At 61.2% G+C, this 14,659-nt stretch carries 11 protein-coding genes; 9 read left to right on the top strand and 2 right to left on the bottom strand.

Annotated features, from left to right (window positions below; genetic code table 11):
- The first annotated feature begins 98 nt into the window (after nt 1-98).
- The 8 genes from QRN36_RS23860 to hutG all read left to right on the top strand — a co-directional run bounded on the left by QRN36_RS23860 (nt 99) and on the right by hutG (nt 9,890).
- Entirely contained in the window at nt 99-1,064 is a 966-nt protein-coding gene (locus QRN36_RS23860) for an ABC transporter substrate-binding protein (RefSeq protein WP_285426296.1), read from the top strand.
- Nucleotides 1,065-1,249: 185 nt separating this feature from the next.
- A complete protein-coding gene (locus QRN36_RS23855; protein WP_285426295.1) occupies nt 1,250-2,101 on the top strand; it encodes a proline/glycine betaine ABC transporter permease in 852 nt (283 codons plus the stop codon).
- Complete coding sequence (locus QRN36_RS23850) at nt 2,101-2,928, top strand: glycine betaine/L-proline ABC transporter ATP-binding protein (protein ID WP_306470564.1); 828 nt, start codon at nt 2,101-2,103, stop codon at nt 2,926-2,928. The genes QRN36_RS23855 and QRN36_RS23850 overlap by 1 nt, the downstream gene beginning before the upstream one ends.
- Before the next feature lie 14 nt (nt 2,929-2,942).
- Entirely contained in the window at nt 2,943-4,583 is a 1,641-nt protein-coding gene (hutH, locus tag QRN36_RS23845; protein WP_285426294.1) for a histidine ammonia-lyase, read from the top strand.
- On the top strand, nt 4,580-6,130 hold the full coding sequence (hutH, locus tag QRN36_RS23840; RefSeq protein WP_373568792.1) for a histidine ammonia-lyase: 1,551 nt from the start codon (nt 4,580-4,582) through the stop codon (nt 6,128-6,130). The genes hutH (QRN36_RS23845) and hutH (QRN36_RS23840) overlap by 4 nt, the downstream gene beginning before the upstream one ends.
- Before the next feature lie 243 nt (nt 6,131-6,373).
- Nucleotides 6,374-7,765: an amino acid permease gene (locus QRN36_RS23835; protein ID WP_285426293.1), complete on the top strand. Its 1,392-nt coding sequence runs from the start codon at nt 6,374-6,376 to the stop codon at nt 7,763-7,765.
- Nucleotides 7,766-7,853: 88 nt separating this feature from the next.
- Entirely contained in the window at nt 7,854-9,059 is a 1,206-nt protein-coding gene (gene hutI / locus QRN36_RS23830; protein WP_285426292.1) for an imidazolonepropionase, read from the top strand.
- Between the two features lie 27 nt (nt 9,060-9,086).
- Nucleotides 9,087-9,890, top strand: coding sequence for an N-formylglutamate deformylase (gene hutG, locus QRN36_RS23825; protein WP_285426291.1), 804 nt, complete (start codon nt 9,087-9,089; stop codon nt 9,888-9,890).
- Nucleotides 9,891-10,061: 171 nt separating this feature from the next.
- Here hutG and QRN36_RS23820 read toward each other — a convergent pair whose 3' ends face one another.
- Nucleotides 10,062-12,347, bottom strand: coding sequence for a heavy metal translocating P-type ATPase (locus QRN36_RS23820; protein WP_285426290.1), 2,286 nt, complete (start codon nt 12,345-12,347; stop codon nt 10,062-10,064).
- Between the two features lie 84 nt (nt 12,348-12,431).
- Here QRN36_RS23820 and cadR point away from each other — a divergent pair, with 84 nt between their 5' ends.
- A complete protein-coding gene (cadR, locus tag QRN36_RS23815; RefSeq protein WP_285426289.1) occupies nt 12,432-12,890 on the top strand; it encodes a Cd(II)/Pb(II)-responsive transcriptional regulator in 459 nt (152 codons plus the stop codon).
- 118 nt (nt 12,891-13,008) lie between these two features.
- Here cadR and QRN36_RS23810 read toward each other — a convergent pair whose 3' ends face one another.
- Entirely contained in the window at nt 13,009-14,463 is a 1,455-nt protein-coding gene (locus QRN36_RS23810; RefSeq protein WP_373568791.1) for a catalase, read from the bottom strand.
- Nucleotides 14,464-14,659 lie beyond the last annotated feature (196 nt).

The following is a 14,659-nucleotide window of genomic DNA, read 5'->3' as shown; positions in this document are numbered from 1 at the left end:
TGGAGTGAAGCGGAACGGGACCACCAAGTGTCCTTCCCATCGGCTGGATGCCACTTGCTTACTGCCGTAATCCAACTCAAGACCAGGAGCGTCTCACAATGAAAACCAAAAAGGCCCTGCTATCCACGTTGCTGACAGTGGGTGTGCTTGCCAGCGGCGCGAGTCAGGCGGCGGGATGGTGCGAGTCCGGCAAGCCGGTGAAATTCGCCGGCTTGAACTGGGAAAGCGCAATGCTGCTGACAGACGTGCTGCAAGTCGTGCTGAACAAAGGGTATGGCTGTGAAGTGGACAGCTTGCCTGGCAACTCCATCACCATGGAGAACGCTCTGAGCACCAACGACATCCAGATTTTTTCCGAAGAATGGGTGGGCCGCAGCGAGGTCTGGAACAAGGCCGAGGCCGCTGGCAAAGTCGTCGGCGTGGGCGCACCGGTCAAAGGCGCCGTGGAAGGCTGGTACGTGCCGCGCTACGTGATTGAAGGCGATGCCAAACGCAAACTGGAGGCCAAGGCTCCGGACCTGAAATCCATCGCTGATCTGGGCAAATACGCAGCGCTGTTCAAGGACGCCGAAGAGCCTGAAAAAGGTCGCTTCTACAATTGCCCGGCAGGCTGGACGTGCGAGCTGGAAAACAGCGAGATGCTGAAAAGCTACGGGCTGGAAAGCAAATACACCAACTTCCGCCCAGGCACCGGCCCGGCGCTCGACGCTGCGATTCTGTCCAGCTACAAGCGTGGCGAGCCAATCCTGGCTTACTACTGGTCGCCGACACCGCTGATGGGTCAGGTGGACCTGGTGCGCCTGGAAGAGAAAGCCGGCGTCAACAAGACCATCGACATCAAGGTGGGCCTGTCCAAAGCCTTTCACGATCAGGCCCCTGAACTGGTCGCCGTGATGGAAAAGGTAAATATCCCGATCGACCTGCTCAACCAGAATCTGGCGCGCATGACCAAGGACCGCATCGAGTCGCCGAAGCTGGCGAAGATCTTCCTCAAGGAACATCCTGAAGTGTGGCATCAGTGGGTCAGCGAAGATGCTGCCAAGAAGGTTGATGCGTCACTCTGACGGGCAGCGCTGCCTGTAGGAGCGTGGCTTGTCCCGCGAACTGGCGCGAAGCGGCAGTAAATCTGTAAACGCGACCTGTCAGGCAGAGTGCAATGGCAGGTATTACGACGGTTACACCGCCGATCGCTGGACAAGCCGCGCTCCTACAGACGTTGAGCGAACACTTCATAGATCGAGACACGCTTATGTTCCCCGAAAGCTTCACGTTCTCCATCGCCGACTGGGTCAATGACTGGGTCGACAAGCTGGTCACCAACTACGGCGATGTGTTCCGGCACATCTCCGACACGCTGTTGTGGGCCATCGTCAAACTCGAAGGCCTGCTGCGCATCGCGCCGTGGTGGGTGTTGCTGGCCATCGTCGGCCTCATCGCCTGGCACGCTACGCGCAAAATCACCACGACGGCGATCATCATCGGTCTGCTGTTCCTGGTGGGCGCCGTCGGGCTGTGGGACAAGCTGATGCAGACCCTGGCGCTGATGCTGGTCGCCACGTTCATATCGGTGCTCATCGGCGTGCCGCTGGGCATTCTCTCGGCACGCAGCAATCGTCTGCGTTCGGTGCTGATGCCGCTGCTGGACATCATGCAGACGATGCCGAGTTTCGTGTACCTGATCCCGGTACTCATGCTGTTCGGGCTGGGCAAGGTGCCGGCAATTTTCGCCACGGTCATCTACGCCGCCCCGCCGCTGATTCGCCTGACCGATCTGGGTATTCGTCAGGTCGACGGCGAGGTGATGGAAGCGATCAACGCCTTCGGCGCCAATCGCTGGCAGCAACTGTTCGGGGTGCAACTGCCGCTGGCCCTGCCAAGCATCATGGCCGGGATCAACCAGACCACGATGATGGCCCTGTCGATGGTCGTCATCGCTTCGATGATCGGCGCGCGAGGCCTGGGCGAAGACGTGCTGGTGGGCATTCAGACGCTCAACGTCGGTCGCGGCCTGGAAGCGGGTCTGGCCATCGTGATCCTTGCGGTGGTCATTGACCGCATCACTCAGGCCTATGGCCGCCCACGACATGAGGCGAGCAAATAATGAGCGCTGAGCAAAACAAAATCGTCGTCAAGAACGTCTACAAAATCTTCGGCAGCCGCGCCAAAGACGCGCTAGCCATGGTTCGCCAGAACCACAGCAAGGATCAGGTGCTGGCGCAGACCGGCTGCGTGGTGGGCGTTAATGATCTGTCGCTGTCCATCGGCAGCGGCGAGATCTTCGTGATCATGGGACTTTCGGGTTCCGGAAAGTCGACCCTGGTGCGGCACTTCAATCGCCTGATCGACCCGACCAGCGGCGAGATCCTGGTCGACGGCGAGAACATCCTCACCTACGACATGGAAGCGCTGCGCAACTTCCGTCGGCACAAGATCAGCATGGTGTTCCAGAGTTTCGGCCTGCTGCCGCACAAGACCGTGATGGATAACGTCGCTTACGGACTCGCTGTACGTGGCGAGAGCAAGGCGCAATGTGCCGAACGCGCACAGCACTGGATTACCACCGTGGGCTTGCAGGGCTACGAGAAAAAGTACCCGCATCAGCTCTCTGGCGGCATGCGCCAGCGTGTCGGCCTGGCCCGTGCGCTGGCAGCCGATACCGACATCATCCTCATGGACGAGGCGTTCAGTGCGCTCGATCCGCTGATTCGTGCAGAGATGCAGGACCAGTTGCTGGAGCTGCAATCGACGCTCAAGAAAACCATCGTGTTCATCACCCACGACCTCGACGAAGCCGTACGCATCGGCAACCGCATCGCCATTCTCAAGGACGGCCGGTTGATACAGGTCGGAACCCCCAAAGAAATCCTTTACTCGCCAGCAGACGAATACGTTGATCGTTTCGTCCAGCGGCGCGTGGCGACCATTTAAGGACGGCTGCAGTCATGTCGCGAGCAGAACAGGTCATCATCGGCGACGCACCGGTCACGTGGCAGGACGTCGTCGCTGTCGCCCGCCACGGTGCCACGCTGGCATTGTCCGAAAGCGCCTGGGCGCGCATCGACAATGCGCAGGCAATCGTGCAAAGCATCGTTGCCAGCGGTGAGCGCGCTTATGGCGTCAACACCGGTCTGGGCGCGTTGTGCAACGTCTCGCTGGAGCGCGAGCAACTGAGTCGCCTGTCACGCAACACGCTGCTCAGTCATGCCTGTGGCGTGGGGCCTGCACTGCCCGACGAGCAGACCCGTGCCATCACCTGCGCCGCGATCATCAATTACAGCCAGGGCAAATCAGGGATTCATCGTCAGGTGGTGCAAGCGCTGCTCGCGCTGCTCAATCATCGCATTACCCCGCAGGTGCCTTCGCAGGGCTCGGTGGGCTATCTGACGCACATGGCGCACATCGGCGTCGCGCTGCTGGGCGTGGGTCAGGTGAGCTATCGCGGCCAGACGGTTTCAGCGCTGCAGGCACTCAGTGAAGAAGGCCTGTCGCCGGTCGAACTCGGCGCCAAGGACGGCCTGTGTCTGGTCAACGGTACGCCGTGCATGACCGGTCTCAGTTGCCTGGCAGTGGCTGACGTCAATCGCCTGATGCAGTGGGCCGACGTGATCAGCGCCATGACGTTCGAGGGCCTGCGCGGCCAGCTCGATGCTTTCGATGAAACCATCATCGCGCTCAAACCGCACCCCGGCATGCAGCAGGTCGGCAGAAATCTGCGCGGGCTGCTCGCGGGCAGCGAGGTGCTGGCCAACAGTCAGGGCATTCGCACGCAGGACGCCTTGAGTATCCGCTCCATTCCGCAAGTGCACGGTGCGACACGCGACCAGTTGGCCCATGCCACGCGGCAGATCGAGGTCGAGCTCAATTCGGCCACCGACAACCCGCTGTTGTTGGGCACGCCGCAGGCTTATCGCGTAGTCTCCCAAGCCAATCCGCACGGCCAGTCCGTCGCGATGGCGGCCGATCTGCTGGCCATTGCCATGGCCGAGCTGGGTTCCATCGCCGAACGGCGCCTGGACCGGCTGATCAACCCCACCGTCAGTGGCCTGCCCGCGTTTCTGGTCAGCCAGCCGGGCGTGAACTCCGGAATGATGATCGTGCAGTACGTCGCGGCGTCGCTGTGCGCTGAAAACCGCCAACTGGCGCAACCGGCGGTCATCGACAACTACGTCACGTCGGGGCTTCAGGAGGATCATCTGAGCATGGGCACCAGCGCCGCGCTGAAACTGCACAAGGTGCTGGAAAACGTCACTCAGATTCTCGCCATCGAGTATTTGCTGGCCGCTCAGGCGTTCGAGTTCTTCAAGGGCCCGCGCTTTGGCGTGGGCACCGAAGTCGCCTGGCGCCTGTTGCGCGAGCGCGTCCCGGCCTACGACGAAGACCGCTGGCTGGCGCCCGATATCGCCAGCAGCGTGACCCTGCTCAAAAACGAAGAATCACTGGAAACCGTATTCCAGCGCTGCCGCGAGTATGCGGCAGCGCCCCATTACAACAGCAACAGTCGCAGCTCGAGCGCCAAAAGCGCGGTACAGGCAGGAGCCGGTTCTGAGGCGACAGACATCAATGAAGGAGTAGCAGCATCGTGACCGATACCCAAAAGGCGACCCCGCTGAACCTGATCCCCGGCCAGTTGACCCTGGCGCAATTGCGCGCGATCTATCAGCAACCTGTCACCCTTACACTGGACGCCAGTGCCGATGAGCAGATCGACGCCAGCGTGGCATGCGTCGAGCAGATCCTGACCGAAAACCGCACGGCCTACGGCATCAACACCGGTTTCGGCCTGCTGGCCTCGACCCGCATCGCCAGCGCCGATCTGGAAAACCTTCAGCGCTCGCTGGTGCTGTCTCATGCCGCTGGCGTGGGTCAGCCGATCAGTGACGAACTGGTGCGCCTGATCATGGTGCTCAAGGTCAACAGCCTGAGCCGGGGGTTCTCCGGTATCCGTCGTCAGGTGATCGATGCGCTGATCGCCCTGATCAACGCCGAGGTCTATCCGCACATCCCACTGAAGGGCTCGGTGGGTGCTTCCGGCGATCTGGCGCCACTGGCGCACATGTCGCTGGTGCTGCTCGGCGAGGGCAAGGCGCGTTACAAGGGCCAGTGGCTCAACGCAGAGGAAGCGCTGGCGGTCGCCGGTCTGGAGCCCCTGACGCTTGCCGCCAAAGAAGGTCTGGCGCTGCTCAACGGCACTCAGGTGTCGACCGCTTACGCCCTGCGCGGTCTGTTCGAAGCGGAAGACCTGTTCGCTGGCGCACTGAGCTGTGGCGCGCTGACCGTCGAAGCCGTGCTCGGCTCGCGCTCGCCATTCGATGCCCGCATTCACGCCGCACGCGGCCAGCGCGGCCAGATCGACGCGGCTGCGGCCTATCGCAACCTGCTGGGCGACAGCAGCCAGGTGTCCGATTCGCACCGCGATTGCGACAAGGTTCAGGACCCTTACTCCCTGCGTTGCCAGCCGCAAGTCATGGGTGCCTGCCTGACTCAGCTGCGTCAGGCCGCCGAAGTGCTGGCGATCGAATCCAACGCGGTGTCCGACAACCCGCTGGTGTTCGCTGCCGAGGCCGAGGTGATTTCGGGCGGTAATTTCCACGCCGAACCGGTCGCCATGGCCGCCGACAACATCGCGCTGGCCATCGCCGAAATCGGCTCGCTGAGCGAGCGCCGTATCTCGCTGATGATGGACAAGCACATGTCCCAGCTGCCGCCTTTTCTGGTCGCTAACGGCGGTGTGAACTCCGGCTTCATGATCGCTCAAGTGACTGCAGCTGCATTGGCCAGCGAGAACAAGGCGCTGGCCCATCCTCACAGCGTCGACAGTCTGCCGACATCGGCCAACCAGGAAGACCACGTCTCGATGGCGCCGGCGGCCGGCAAACGTCTGTGGGAAATGGCAGAAAACACCCGAGGCGTGCTGGCTGTAGAATGGCTGGCTGCGTGTCAGGGCCTGGACCTGCGCAATGGCCTGAAAACCTCCGAGAAACTGGAAATCGCCCGCACGACGCTGCGCGGGAAGGTCCCGTTTTACGAGAAAGACCGTTTTTTCGCCCCGGACATCGAAGCCGCCACCGAGCTGCTGGCTTCGAACTGCCTGAGCGAGCTGGTTTCTGCTGATCTGCTGCCGAGTTTCTGATCGGTGACAGGCCAGGAGGGCCTGTCGTTGGAATGAGGGTGAGGAGACCGATTAATGTGCCGGGGTTCGCTCGCGATTGCGTGCAAAACGCCGGCCTCTGTGGGAGCGAGCTTGCTCGCGAATGCTGGTTGTCAGCCGCTGATTATCCTGCGGATGTACCGGCCTCTTCGCGAGCGAGTTCGCTCCTGCAGGGATGTGTACTCACCGTCGTTTCACAGCAAAGAAATACTAGGAAAGTGTGAAATGAAATCGCAAAACGCAACAGATATGAAACGCGGGCTCAGTGCCCGTCACATTCGCTTCATGGCGCTGGGTTCGGCGATTGGCACGGGGCTATTTTACGGCTCGGCGTCGGCGATAAAACTGGCGGGTCCCGCGGTCCTTCTGGTCTACATCATCGCGGGCGCCGCAGTATATATGGTCATGCGCGCCCTCGGCGAAATGGCCGTGCGCAATCCGGTGTCCGGCTCATTCGGCCAATACGCAACGACCTATCTGGGTCCGCTGGCAGGCTTCGTCCTGGGCTGGACCTACGCTTTCGAAATGATCATCGTCTGTCTCGCCGACGTCACCGCATTCGGGATTTACATGGGCTTCTGGTTCCCTGATGTCCCCCGCTGGATCTGGGTGCTGGGCATCGTGTTCCTGATCGGCGCGCTGAACCTGTGCAGCGTCAAAGTCTTCGGCGAAATGGAGTTCTGGCTGTCATTGCTCAAGGTCGGCGCGATCATTGCGATGATCCTCGCAGGCTTCGGCATCATGCTGTTCGGCGTTGGTTCGGCGTCGGGCGAAAGCATCAGCAGCGTGAGTAACTTGTGGGTGCATGGCGGCTTCATGCCTAACGGCGTCGGCGGTCTGGTGGCTTCACTGGCCGTTGTGATGTTCGCCTTCGGCGGCATCGAGATCATCGGCGTCGCAGCCGGTGAGGCGCGCAATCCAGAACGGGTGATCCCGCGTGCGATCAACGCCGTGCCGCTGCGCATCCTGTTGTTCTACGTGCTGACACTGTTCGTGCTGATGTCGCTTTATCCCTGGCAGGAGATCGGCAGCCAAGGCAGCCCGTTCGTGCAGATCTTCGACCATCTGGGCATATCCTCTGCCGCGATCATCCTCAACATCGTGGTGATCTCTGCCGCGGTCTCGGCCATCAACAGTGACATCTTCGGCGCCGGGCGCATGATGTATGGCCTGGCCCGCCAAGGGCAGGCGCCACACCGTTTCGCCCAGCTTTCCGAACAGGGTGTGCCGTGGATGACGGTGGTGGTGATGGGGATTGCGCTGCTGTGCGGCGTGGTCTTGAACTACTTGATTCCCGAAGACGTTTTCCTGCTGATCGCCTCGATCGCGACCTTTGCGACCGTGTGGGTATGGCTGATGATTCTGGTCACGCAGATCGCCATGCGCCGTTCGATGAGCGCAGAAGAAGTGGCGCAGCTGAAGTTTCCCGTGCCGTTCTGGCCCGTCGCGCCGCTGGTTGCCACGGTCTTCATGCTGTTCGTTTTCGGCGTGCTGGGTTACTTCCCCGACACCCGGCCCGCACTGGTGGTGGGGGCGGTCTGGATCGTGTTGCTGGTGATTGCGTACCGGCTTTGGGTCAAGCCCAAGCTGATCAACGCGAGATCTTACGGCCAATGAATAACCGGTGGGTCTGGGCTGTTCATGCAGGTAACGCCCCTGCGTGAGCAAGCCCACACCCACAGAACGTCACTCTCTGGAGGTACTGATGAAAACGCTCTGGCACAACTGTCACGCTGCAAGCATGGCAAACGGTTCTTACTCGATCGTCGAGGACGCCGCCATCGTGACTGAAGGAGCGCACATCGCCTGGATCGGGCCGCGCAACGAATTGCCGGATCAAGGCAGCATCGAGAGCGTCGACCTGAATGGCGCCTGGGTCACGCCAGGCCTGATTGACTGCCACACGCACACGGTCTTCGGCGGCAACCGCAGCGGTGAATTCGAGCAACGGCTGCAAGGCGTCAGCTACGCCGAGATCGCAGCCGCTGGCGGCGGCATCGCCAGTACCGTGCGCGCCACCCGCGCTGCCAGCGAAGCCGACCTGTATGCCAGCGCCGAACGCCGTTTACAGCATTTGCTCAAGGACGGTGTCACCACGGTCGAGATCAAATCCGGCTACGGGCTGGACATCGCCAGCGAGCGCAAGATACTGCGCGTCATTCGCAAGCTCGGTGAAAATCTGCCCGTGACGGTGCGCAGCACTTGCCTGGCGGCCCATGCATTACCGCCCGAGTACAAAGACCGCGCCGACGATTACATCGCCCACATCTGCAGTGAAATGCTGCCGGCACTGGCGGCCGAAGAGCTGGTGGATGCGGTCGATGCCTTCTGTGAATACCTGGCGTTCTCGCCCGAGCAGGTCGAGCAGGTGTTCATCACGGCGGGCCAGTTGGGCCTGCCGGTCAAGCTGCACGCCGAGCAGCTCTCCTCGCTGCACGGTTCGAGTCTGGCGGCGCGTTATCAGGCGCTGTCGGCCGATCATCTGGAGTTCATGACCGAGGAAGATGCCATCGCCATGGCGGCGTCCGGCACCGTCGCGGTACTGCTGCCCGGCGCGTTTTATTTCCTGCGTGAAACCCAGCTGCCGCCCATGGACGCGCTGCGCAAGCACGGCGTGAAGATCGCTATCGCCACCGACCTCAATCCCGGAACATCGCCGGGCCTGTCGCTGCGACTGATGCTGAACATGGCTTGCACGCTGTTTCGCATGACGCCTGAGGAAGCCCTCGCCGGTGCGACCATTCATGCCGCCAAAGCGCTGGGGATGGCCGATACCCACGGCTCGCTCGAAGTCGGCAAGGTCGCCGATTTCGTGGCGTGGAACATTGAAAGACCCGCTGACCTGGCTTACTGGCTGGGCGGCGATCTGGACAAACGCGTCGTGCGTCACGGCGTACTGAGCACGTTCTGACAGCTACTTCTGATTCGGGAGAATATCGTGGACAAGGTTCTGAGCTTCACTCGCGGCAGCGTACCGTTGCTGATCAGCATGCCTCACCCAGGGTTGAACCTGACGCCCACCGTACGCGACGGACTGGTGGACGAAGCGGTCAGCCTGCCCGACACCGACTGGCACATCCCGCGCCTCTATGATTTCGCCCATGATCTGGGCGCCAGCGTGCTGGCTGCCGAATATTCGCGCTTCGTCATAGACCTCAACCGTCCCTCAGACGACAAGCCGCTGTATGCCGGCGCCACGACCGGGCTGTATCCGTCGACGCTGTTCGAAGGCGATCCGCTGTTCAAGGCCGGCCAGGAGCCGAGCAAGGAAGAGCGAGCCTCATACCTGGAGCAGATCTGGACGCCGTACCATGACACCCTGCGCAACGAGCTGGATCGCCTGCGCGACGAGTTCGGTTATGCGCTGTTGTTCGACGCTCATTCGATTCGGGGTCATATTCCGCACCTGTTCGAAGGTCGACTGCCGGATTTCAACCTCGGCACGTTCAACGGTGCCAGCTGCGACGCGTCTCTGGCTCAGCGCCTCGAAGCCACCTGTGCCGCCGCCAGTCACTACAGCCACGTGCTGAACGGGCGCTTCAAGGGCGGCCACATCACCCGTCACTACGGCAATCCCGCCGAACACATTCACGCCGTGCAGCTGGAACTGGCGCAAAGCACCTACATGGACGAGTTCGTCCCGTTCCACTACCGCACCGATCTGGCCGAACCCACCCGCGCAGTACTGAAGGCACTGCTCGAAGACATGATCGCCTGGGGACGCGAGAAATACGGTAAGTAATATGCGCTTGCCCGCCAAGAGGCCGATGCATCCGCTGAAGATGCATCGCCCGACACACCGCCTTCGTGAGCAAGCTCACTCCCACAAGGGCTCTGCGGTGTTTTGCTTATCGGAGCCACGCCGCATTCCGACACATTTTGCGCAGCGCATTCACGGAGGACGTCGGACCGCTTACTTCCTCAATAACCGCAAGCCGTTGAACACCACCAGCAGGCTCACGCCCATGTCGGCGAAGACGGCCATCCACATGGTGGCAACGCCGGCAAACGTCACTGCCAGGAAGATCGCCTTGATCACCAGGGCCAGGGCGATGTTTTGCTTGAGCACCGCCGAGGTGTCTCGGGACAGGCGAATGAATGCCGGAATCTTGCGCAGGTCGTCATCCATCAACGCCACATCCGCAGTCTCGATAGCGGTATCGGTTCCCGCAGCGGCCATCGCGAAGCCGATCTCGGCCCGCGCCAAGGCCGGAGCGTCGTTGATTCCGTCGCCGACCATACCGACACGATGATGCTGTGCATAAAGGTCCTCGATGGCCTGAAGCTTGTCGCCCGGCATGAGGTTGCCGCGGGCCTGATCGATGCCCACCTGCGCCGCAATCGCCTTCGCCGTATGCGGATTGTCGCCGGTCAGCATCACGGTTTTGACACCCAGTGCGTGCAGCTGGGCTATGGCTTCGCGGCTGCTTTCCTTGACCGTATCGGCCACTGCGAAAAGCGCCAGAGGACCCGACGCATCGAACAACAGCACCACGGTCTTGCCTTGGGTCTCCAGCGCTTCAAGCCGCTCTTCGAGTGCCGGCGAACACAAACCGGCGTCGTGCACCAGACGATGATTGCCCAAATGGTACAGACGCCCCTGCACCTCGCCTTTCACACCAAGGCCCGGCAGCGCCTCGAACGCTTCGACCGGCAGCTGCGCAGGCTGCTGCGCCGCATTGGCAACGGCTTGGGAAACCGGATGATCCGAGCGTGCGGCCAGGCTTGCTGAAATCGTCAGCGCCTGTTCGCCCAGGGAGTCGTCGAGCAGCACGTAATCGGTCTGCACCGGCTTGCCATGAGTGATCGTCCCGGTCTTGTCCAGCGCCAGATAGTCGAGCTTGTGGCCCATTTCAAGATAGACGCCGCCCTTGACCAGAATGCCTTTGCGCGCCGCAGCCGCCAGCCCGCTGACGATACTCACGGGCGTCGAAATCACCAGTGCGCAAGGGCAGGCAACCACCAGCAACACCAGCGCGCGGTAGATCCAGTCGAACCATGGCGCGCCCATGAACAACGGCGCAATGACTGCCACGGCCAACGCCAGAGCGAACACGGCAGGGGTGTAGATCTTCGAGAAGCTGTCGACGAAACGCTGGGTTGGCGCCCGCGCGCCCTGCGCTGCTTCGACTGCATGAATGATCCGCGCCAGCGTCGAGTTGTTCGCAGCAGCGGTCACGTTGTATTCCAGCGAGCCGGCCTGGTTGATGGTCCCGGCGAACACTTTGTCGCCCACGCCCTTCTCTACCGGCAGGCTCTCACCGGTGATCGGCGCCTGATCAATGCTCGACTGACCGGCTACAACTTCACCGTCCAGACCAATGCGCTCGCCCGGCTTCACACGGACGGTACTGCCCAGCGCAATGCTCTTGACCTCGACTTCGCGCCACTCCCCCTCCTGCAGCACCGTCGCGGTGTCAGGCGTCAGCTGCATCAGCCCGCCAATGGCGTTGCGCGCGCGGTCCAGGGATTTGGCCTCGATCAGCTCGGCCACGGTGAACAGAAACATCACCATGGCCGCTTCTGGCCATTGCCCGATCAATACGGCGCCGGTCACCGCGATGCTCATCAGCGCATTGATATTCAGATTGAAGTTCTTCAGGGCGATCCAGCCCTTTTTATAGGTCGTCAGTCCGCCGCTGAAAATCGCGACCAGCGCAATCAGCGCCACTACCCAGGTCGGCGCGGCGTCCGTGAAGTGGACGACTTCGGCAACCACCGCGGCGATGCCAGACAACGCCAGGGGCCACCAGGGCTTTCTGGCCGCAGGCAGCGATTCGGTGTCCTTGTCTGCGCCTTCTTCAATGACGTCAGCCTGCATGCCCAGCGAGCCAATCGCGTCAGTGATCGGCTCGGTCGAAGGCAACTCGTGCCACACGCCGAGCACGCGATTGATCAGGTTGAACTCAAGCTTCTGAATGCCCGGCATCTTGCCAAGCTTGTTTTGGATCAGCGTCTGCTCGGTGGGGCAATCCATGGCTTCGATGCGAAAACTGCTCAAGCGCCCATCGGCACTCGGACCATTACCCACCGTCACCACCGCCGGTGCGCTGTCATGGGAGCAGCACGCATGCGCGTGAGGCTCGTGTTTGTGCACGGGTGTGAACTTGCCGGTGGCTTGATCCTGCGCAGGGTCATGCGCTGCGTAATCGTGACCTGCATGATCGTGGGGAGAATGCTTGTGTACAGAGTCACTCATCGGTTGAGTCTCTTGGTGTGCGTGTTGCCAAGTGAACACCCTGTAGCCACTATAGGGTCAAGCCACTAATGGAGGTCGACAGCGATGAAAGCGTCTTTCAAGATCGGCGAGCTGGCAAAGCTCACGGATTGCCCGGTGGAAACCATTCGTTACTACGAACGCGAAGGCCTGCTGGCGGAGCCCGCTCGCAGTGAAGGCAACTACCGGCTGTACTCGCAAGAACACGTGGAACGGCTGACGTTCATCCGCAACTGCCGCAGTCTCGACATGACGCTGGATGAAATCCGCAGCCTGCTGGCGCTGCGCGACAGTCCACAGGACCAGTGCGAGAGCGTGAATGCGCTGATTGACGAGCACATCCAGCATGTCAGCGCTCGCATCTCGAGCCTGCTGGCGTTGCAGGAGCAACTGATTGATTTGCGTCAGCGCTGCAGCGAGGGCGCGCCGGATCATTGCGGGATTCTGGAGCGGCTGGAAGTGAGCGGTGGCGTTGTTCAACCTGATATCGAACATTCCCATGTCGGCCGCAGCCACGGTCACTGACCCGAAACGGAAAGGTCCGACGCACAAACGCGCTTGCCCGCGAACAGGTTCAGCCAATCGACTTATCGTCGCTGACAGTCCCCGATCGCGGGCAAGCGTGTTTCAACGACGCTGTCGATCAACCGTGGTGAATGCGCTCGACGGCCTCGGTGACCCCTGCGCCGTACTCAGGATCGGCCAGCGTGCAGTGCTCGATGTGCAGCTGAATGATCGGCGCGGACACACCCCTGAGCGAGCGGGCCGTGTTGTCGAACAACGATTGCTTCTCCTGCGCACTCATCAAGCGGAACAGATTGCCCGGCTGTGAGTAGTAATCACCGTCGACCCGATGGTTCCAGTGGCCCGCCGCACCTTCGATGGACAGCGGAGGCTCTCTGAAGTCGGGTTGTTCCTGGAACGCCCCCTTGGTATTTGGCTCGTAAGACGTCATGCCGCCCCGGTTGCCGTCGATACGCATCAGGCCGTCGCGGTGGTAGCTATTCACATGCAACGCGGCACGCGGCGAGTTCACCGGGATCTGATGGTGGTTGACGCTCAACCGGTAGCGCTGAGCATCACCGTAAGAGAACAGACGACCCTGCAACATTTTGTCCGGCGAGAAACTGATGCCCGGCACCACGTTGGAAGGCGCGAAAGCAGCCTGTTCGACGTCGGCGAAGTTGTTTTCCGGGTTGCGATTGAGCTCCACGACACCCACTTCGATCAGCGGATAATCAGCCTTCGGCCAGACTTTAGTCAGGTCGAACGGGTTGATGTGGTAAGCGCCCGCTTCCTTCTCCGGCATGATCTGCACGAACAGTTTCCAGCGCGGGAAGTTGCCGTTTTCAATGTTTTCGTACAGGTCGCGGTGGTGAGACTCACGATCCTTGCCGACGAGCACTTCGGCTTCGGCGTCGCTCAAGTTGGCGATGCCCTGTTGCGAGACGAAGTGAAACTTGACCCAGAAGCGCTCGTGCTGCGCGTTGAGGAAACTGTAAGTATGGCTACCGAAACCATGCATCTCGCGGTAGCTGCGCGGGATACCGCGCTCGCTCATGACGATCGTGACCTGATGCAACGCCTCGGGCAGTTGCGTCCAGAAGTCCCAGTTGTTCTCGGCGCTGCGCATACCGGTGCGCGGATCGCGTTTGACCGCGTGGTTCAGGTCGGGAAACTTCAGTGGGTCGCGCAAGAAGAACACCGGCGTGTTGTTGCCAACCATGTCCCAGTTGCCTTCCTCGGTATAGAACTTGAACGCGAAACCGCGGATGTCGCGTTCAGCGTCCGCAGCGCCCCGCTCGCCGGCGACCGTCGAGAAACGGGCGAACATCTCGGTTTGTTTGCCGATCTGAGAAAAGATTTTGGCGCGAGTAAAGCGCGTGATGTCGTGGGTCACCGTGAAGGTGCCAAATGCGCCCGAACCCTTGGCGTGCATGCGGCGCTCAGGAATGACTTCGCGATCGAAATGCGCCAGCTTCTCCAGGAACCACACATCCTGCAGCAGCGCAGGGCCATTTGGGCCGGCAGTCTGGATGTTCTGGTTGTCGACGACGGGAGCGCCGAAGGCGGTGGTCAATTTGTTGCTCATGCGCATTTCTCCACAAGTGATCACTGTTCGGAAGGCCTCTTGAGCGGCCTGCCTTTATCTGTTCGATGTGGAGAACGATAAGCAAAACCCGGCGCGTAAGCTCATTGTGATGGCGCACTGGGTGAATAGAGGAATTCAATCGTTTGTTCGTCAGACGATAGACAGGACGGATTGCCGGTCCATTAACGATTGCAGGAGCGCA

Source organism: Pseudomonas sp. efr-133-TYG-103a (assembly GCF_030209235.1).
Taxonomy (GTDB): domain Bacteria; phylum Pseudomonadota; class Gammaproteobacteria; order Pseudomonadales; family Pseudomonadaceae; genus Aquipseudomonas.
This window is presented reverse-complemented; position numbering and strand designations above follow the sequence as displayed.